Raw genomic sequence first — 5,720 nt, forward strand, 5'->3', positions numbered from 1 at the left:
ATTCGGGCGCTGCCGGGGCCGGAATACCACGAATTTGACGCCGTTTCGCAGGAGTCGTTCTGGCGATCGCCGTGGCATCTCAGTCCGCAGAGTAACCGGATGGGCTACCGCCTGCAGGGACAACCGCTGATGCGAACGACGGATCGGGAACTGGTGTCGCACGGTCTGCTGCCTGGCGTGATTCAGGTTCCGCACAACGGGCAGCCGATTGTATTGATGAACGATGCCCAGACGACCGGCGGCTATCCGCGCATTGCCTGCATAATCGAGGCAGACATGTACCATCTGGCGCAGATCCCGCTCGGTCAACCCATTCACTTTGTTCAGTGTTCGCTGGAGGAGGCGCTGAAAGCGCGGCAGGACCAACAGCGCTATCTGGAACAACTCACATGGCGACTCAATGATGAACATTGATTTAAATGCGGATCTCGGCGAAGGCTGCGCCAGCGATGGAGAACTGTTGACGCTGGTCTCATCGGCCAACATTGCCTGCGGCTTTCATGCCGGCGATGCGCAAACCATGCTGACCAGCGTGCGCGAGGCGCTGAAAAATGGTGTAGCCATTGGGGCGCACCCGAGCTTTCCGGATCGGGAAAACTTTGGCCGCACGGCGATGACGCTGCCTGTGGAAACGGTGTACGCGCAAACGCTGTATCAAATCGGCGCGCTGGCGGCAATAGCCCGGGCGGAGGGGGGCGTCATGCGGCACGTGAAACCGCATGGCATGCTCTACAATCAGGCGGCGAAAGATCCGCAACTGGCAGATGCCATTGCCAAAGCGGTGTACGCCTGCGATCCGGCACTGATTCTGGTCGGCCTGGCGGGAAGTGAGCTTGTCCGTGCGGGTGAGCGTTACGGTCTCGTCACGCGCCAGGAGGTGTTCGCCGATCGCGGTTATCAGGCGGACGGCAGTCTGGTGCCACGCACGCAGCCGGGCGCGCTGATTGAAGACGAGGACCAGTCGCTGGCGCAAACGCTGGGAATGGTGGAAACCGGACGCGTGAAAAGCATTACCGGTGAATGGACAAGCGTGGTGGCGCAAACGGTTTGTATTCATGGCGATGGCGAACACGCGCTGGCCTTCGCCCGACGTTTACGCTCGGCGTTTGAAGCCCGCAGAATCACCATTGTTGCCTGAGCACACTGACGCAGCCTCCATAGAGGGGTTGCGCATATAAAAACACCACAACAAAACACAACATACAGGAATGGATTATGGGAGATGCAATAACGCTCTGGCCACTGATGGGCATCGCCGTCATTGTGGTTGGATTTCTTTTACGTTTTAACCCGGTGCTGGTGGTTATTGTCGCCGGGATCGTCACTGGACTGGCGGCACAAATGCCGATCGCCACGATCCTCGAAAAGCTGGGTGAAGGTTTTCTCAACACCCGCAACCTGCCGTTTATCCTGCTGATCCCGCTGGCGGTTATTGGCCTGCTCGAGCGTCACGGGCTGAAAGAGCGCGCCCAGGCGTGGATTGCCAGGATTAAAAGCGCTACGTCAGGTCGCTTGCTGATCGTCTATCTGTTTATTCGTGAAGCCACCGCTGCGCTAGGGCTGACCAGCCTGGGCGGTCACCCGCAAATGGTGCGTCCGTTGTTAGCGCCTATGGCGGAAGGGGCGGCGGAGAAAACGTACGGGGCATTGCCCGGCGCGGTGCGCTACCGTCTGCGAGCGATGTCGGCGGCGACGGATAACGTGGGACTTTTTTTTGGTGAGGATATCTTCGTCGCGTTCGGCGCGATTATCTTCATGCACAACTTTATGCTGGAGTCCGGCGGTATTCAGACCGAACCGCTGCACATTGCCTTATGGGGGATCCCAACGGCCCTGTGCGCCTTCGTGATCCACGGTACGCGCCTGTGGCGGCTGGATAATTATCTGCAACGCGAAATGGCGAAAGCCGGTTCTGTTGACACCCGCAAAGGAGAGGCGCAATGAATTTTCAACAAAGCTACCTCTACTGGCTCGCGGGGATCGTGCTGCTGATTGTCGCCATTATGTCCTGGCAGGATAAAGCTAATCCGCGTCGGTTAACGACCGGGTTATTCTGGGGCGTCTACGGGCTGTTGTTCCTGCTGGGCGACTGGACGTATCAACTGGTGGGCGACAAACGTACAGTCAACATTGCCGTCGGTGTCGCGGTGGTGATCATGGCGTTGATCGCCGGTTTTGGCGGCGTCAAGCTGGGCAGTTATCATCAGCGCACCCGCGAGCAGCGGGAAGAGAGCGCGACGCGTCTGGGTAACCGCCTGTTTTACCCGGCGCTGGCCATTCCGGTCGTCACCGTGATTGGCGTACTGATGTTCAATCACATTCCGGGGTTGCAGGACGCTCTGTTTGGACCGGGCAATCATGCCACGCTGGTGACGCTGTTCTCGATGACCGCAGGCTCACTGATTGGTCTCGGTATGGCTATCAAAATGACCCATGAGAGGGTGCATCAGCCGATTCAGGAGGCGCGCCGCCTGCTGGATTCCATCGGTTGGGCATTTATTTTACCGCAGATCCTCGCAACGTTAGGACTGCTGTTTACGGCGGCAGGCGTTGGCAGTGGCATTTCGTATCTTACTCAAGAGTATCTGGCCGTCGACAGCCGCTTTATCGCGGTGGCGGTGTATACCATTGGGATGGCGCTGTTAACGATGGTGATGGGCAATGCGTTTGCCGCCTTCCCGATTGTCACGGCGGGAATTGGCATTCCGATTCTGGTGCTTCAGCACGGTGGCAACCCGGCGGTGATGGCGGCTATCGGGATGTTCTCCGGCTATTGCGGTACGCTGATGACGCCGATGGCGGCAAATTTCAACATCGTGCCCGCCGCGCTGCTGGAACTGCCAGATAAAAACGCGGTCATTAAAGCGCAGGTGCCAACCGGCATACTGCTGCTGCTAGTCAACGTGTTCCTGATGTATTTCCTGATGTTCCTGTAAGGAGGACGGATGAAAACGGTATTAATCACCGGATTTGAGCCCTTCGGCGGCGAGCAGATTAACCCTTCCTGGGAAGTGGTCTCGCAGCTCGACAATGCTATCATCGCCGGGTCCCGCGTGGTGGCGCGTCAGTTGCCGTGTGTGTTTGGCGAGTCGCTCAGTGTGCTGAATTCCACCATTGATACGCTCTCTCCGTCGCTGGTGCTGGCCATCGGACAGGCGGGCGGACGGACCGATATTACCGTTGAGCGCGTGGCGATCAACGTCGACGATGCCCGTATTCCGGATAATAAAGGCCAACAGCCGGTGGATGAGCCGATTGTTGCTGGTGGACCAGCGGCCTGGTTTAGCACGCTGCCAGTCAAAGCCATGGTGGCGGCGATGCGTGAAGCCGGTGTGCCAGCGTCGGTCTCACAGACGGCGGGGACATTTGTTTGCAACCATGTGATGTACGGATTGCTCCACAAACTGAGCGGCCTCGCGGAGGTGAAGGGCGGATTCATCCATATCCCTTATCTGCCGCAGCAGGCGGCGGCGCATCCGGGGGCGCCCAGTATGGCGGCGGAAACGGTGCGTCTGGCGCTGGAGGTAGCGATCGCTACCGCATTGCAGGTTGACGATGACATCGCCGTGACAGGTGGTGCCACGCATTAATCTTCTCAGATAAGGACAGAACCATGCCTGAAGGCCCGGAGATCCGCCGCGCGGCGGATAGCCTGGAGGCGGCGATCAAAGGCAAACCCCTGACGGATGTCTGGTTTGCCTTTGCGCAGTTAAAACCGTATCAATCCACACTGGTGGGGCAGACCGTCACGGCGATGGAGACGCGCGGCAAAGCGTTGCTGACCCATTTTTCCGCGGGTCTGACGCTCTACAGCCATAATCAGCTGTATGGCGTCTGGCGCGTGGTGGACAGTGGCGACATGCCGCACACCAGCCGTATTCTGCGCGTTAAACTGCAAACTGCGGATAAAACTATTCTGCTTTATAGCGCGTCTGACATTGAGATGTTGACGCCGGAACAGCTCACTATCCATCCCTTCCTGCAACGGGTTGGGCCGGACGTGCTGGACCCGCGTCTGACGCCTGACGCGGTGAAAGCCCGGTTACTCTTGCCGCGTTTTCGCAATCGCCAGTTTTCCGGTCTGTTGCTGGATCAGGCTTTTCTCGCCGGGCTGGGAAACTATCTGCGGGTGGAGATCCTCTGGCAGGTGGGGATAACCGGTCAGCATAAAGCCCGCGATCTCAGCGATGCGCAGTTGACGGCGTTATCCCATGCGCTACTGGATATTCCGCGCTTATCCTACACCACGCGTGGGCAGGTCGACGAAAATAAGCATCATGGCGCGCTGTTTCGCTTTAAGGTGTTTCACCGCGACGGTGAACCTTGCGAACGTTGTGGCGGGATCATCGAGAAAACCACGCTCTCCTCACGGCCGTTCTACTGGTGCCCACATTGCCAGCATTAATGCGCTTGTCGCGGCGCTTTGGCTGAAATAAAACGGGCGATGGCAGGGCCAGTGAGAAGAATACTGAACAGCCGCAGGGTTTGCATCGCCATGATCAGCGACATGTCGGCGTGACTGCCGGCGGCAATGACCGCAACCGTATCCAGTCCGCCGGGGCTGGTGGCGAGATAGGCGGTTAAAAAATCAATCTGCATATAGTGGGTCATTCCCCAGGCCATTGCTGCGCAAATGGCAAGCAGGGCGAAGATAGAGAGCAGGATTTGCGGCAACGGTCGCAGCGCCATAAAGAAGACCTGCTTGTCGAATCCGAGACCAATCTGCCAGCCAATAAGCATATACGCTATCGCCAGCAGCCATTCCGGCAGTTCAATCACCATCACGCCGCTTGCGTGCAGCAGAGCGCCTACCAGCATCGGCACCAGCATGGTACCGGAGGGAATGCGCAGCACCCGACCGACAACACTGGCAACCGTCGCTAACAGCAGCGTCGTGAACAGATTGCCGCTCAGCGGCGGGAACCACTCAATCTGCTGGCTGACGGCTTCTGCGCTTTCGCCCATGATAAACCGCGTCACCAGCACTGCTGCGCCAGCAACAAACAGTACCCGCAGATATTGCATAAAGGCGACCAGGCGGATATCGGCGCCGTAGTCTTGCGCCATCGCGACCATTGCCGCCGCACCGCCGGGAGATGAGCCCCACGCGCCGGTATTGCCAGGGAGTGAACTGTAGCGAACCAGTAACCAGCCAACGACCGTACTGGAGAGCAGCGTCACCAGCAGAACCGCCAGCACCACTACCCAGTTTGCCGCCAGCGTCGTTAATAATGAGCCTGACAAATTCTGCGCGATCATACAGCCAAGAATGGCTTGCGCACCGAGGAACGTACAGCGAGGAAGCTTTAGTGAGATACCGCGAAGACTAAACAGAATACCGGTGATCATCGGGCCGAGCAGTAACGCCGCCGGAAGATGAATGCTGAGAAAGAGCAGGGACAGAAGGAGTGACAGCAAAAACAACAAGCCCCACTGCAGAACTGGCATCCTGTGCTCCCGGAAGAAATGAACAAACTATCCGTAAATCATAGAGAAGGGCGGAGAAGATTAATATAGCGAGGGTCAAGAAAAGGTAGGGAAGTTGCCGGATGGCGCTAATACTTATCCGGCCTACGAATTGACAACCGTAGGCCGGATAAGACGCAGTCGCGTCACCATCCGGCAGTCTGACGATTAATGCTTAAGGTCAGAGTTAAAATCGCGTTTTTCGTAGCCGGTGTACAGCTGACGTGGACGCGCGAGTTTCATGCCATCGGTAT

7 protein-coding genes and 1 pseudogene are annotated in these 5,720 nt (G+C 57.8%); 6 read left to right on the forward strand and 2 right to left on the reverse strand.

The annotated features are described in order from the left end of the window. From AB7E14_RS19605 to nei, 6 genes and pseudogenes are all read left to right on the forward strand, one after another. Nucleotides 1-414, forward strand: a pseudogene (locus tag AB7E14_RS19605) (allophanate hydrolase subunit 2 family protein); the annotation flags it as partial. Then, complete coding sequence (gene pxpA / locus AB7E14_RS19610) at nucleotides 404-1,138, forward strand: 5-oxoprolinase subunit PxpA (RefSeq protein ID WP_044327595.1); 735 nt, start codon at nucleotides 404-406, stop codon at nucleotides 1,136-1,138. The pseudogene AB7E14_RS19605 and the gene pxpA, both read left to right, overlap by 11 nt. Before the next feature lie 77 nt (nucleotides 1,139-1,215). Beyond that, entirely contained in the window at nucleotides 1,216-1,944 is a 729-nt protein-coding gene (locus AB7E14_RS19615; RefSeq protein ID WP_043001377.1) for a DUF969 domain-containing protein, read from the forward strand. Beyond that, nucleotides 1,941-2,936 (forward strand): DUF979 domain-containing protein, encoded by a 996-nt coding sequence (locus AB7E14_RS19620; protein WP_043001376.1) that lies wholly within the window; start codon nucleotides 1,941-1,943, stop codon nucleotides 2,934-2,936. The genes AB7E14_RS19615 and AB7E14_RS19620 overlap by 4 nt, the downstream gene beginning before the upstream one ends. 9 nt (nucleotides 2,937-2,945) lie before the next feature. Then, on the forward strand, nucleotides 2,946-3,590 hold the full coding sequence (pcp, locus tag AB7E14_RS19625) for a pyroglutamyl-peptidase I (RefSeq protein ID WP_316961897.1): 645 nt from the start codon (nucleotides 2,946-2,948) through the stop codon (nucleotides 3,588-3,590). 23 nt (nucleotides 3,591-3,613) lie between these two features. After that, nucleotides 3,614-4,405 (forward strand): endonuclease VIII, encoded by a 792-nt coding sequence (gene nei, locus AB7E14_RS19630; protein ID WP_316961896.1) that lies wholly within the window; start codon nucleotides 3,614-3,616, stop codon nucleotides 4,403-4,405. On the opposite strand, the gene AB7E14_RS19635 is transcribed toward nei, so the two are convergent. Further along, nucleotides 4,402-5,448 (reverse strand): AbrB family transcriptional regulator, encoded by a 1,047-nt coding sequence (locus AB7E14_RS19635; protein ID WP_216081681.1) that lies wholly within the window; start codon nucleotides 5,446-5,448, stop codon nucleotides 4,402-4,404. The genes nei and AB7E14_RS19635 overlap by 4 nt on opposite strands. Nucleotides 5,449-5,634: 186 nt before the next feature. Then, nucleotides 5,635-5,720: hypothetical protein (locus tag AB7E14_RS19640; RefSeq protein ID WP_428169827.1), on the reverse strand; the 86-nt coding region annotated here is incomplete at its 5' end.

The organism is Citrobacter sp., from assembly GCF_050252275.1.
Classification (GTDB): Bacteria; Pseudomonadota; Gammaproteobacteria; order Enterobacterales; family Enterobacteriaceae; genus Citrobacter_A; species Citrobacter_A amalonaticus.

What these genes read in the sequence shown, in the direction of transcription:
- pxpA (WP_044327595.1), top strand. Translation starts at nt 404, where the DNA reads ATGAACATTGATTTAAATGCGGATCTCGGCGAAGGCTGCGCCAGCGAT.
- AB7E14_RS19615 (WP_043001377.1), top strand. Translation starts at nt 1,216, where the DNA reads ATGGGAGATGCAATAACGCTCTGGCCACTGATGGGCATCGCCGTCATT.
- AB7E14_RS19620 (WP_043001376.1), top strand. Translation starts at nt 1,941, where the DNA reads ATGAATTTTCAACAAAGCTACCTCTACTGGCTCGCGGGGATCGTGCTG.
- pcp (WP_316961897.1), top strand. Translation starts at nt 2,946, where the DNA reads ATGAAAACGGTATTAATCACCGGATTTGAGCCCTTCGGCGGCGAGCAG.
- nei (WP_316961896.1), top strand. Translation starts at nt 3,614, where the DNA reads ATGCCTGAAGGCCCGGAGATCCGCCGCGCGGCGGATAGCCTGGAGGCG.
- AB7E14_RS19635 (WP_216081681.1), bottom strand. Translation starts at nt 5,448, where the DNA reads ATGCCAGTTCTGCAGTGGGGCTTGTTGTTTTTGCTGTCACTCCTTCTG.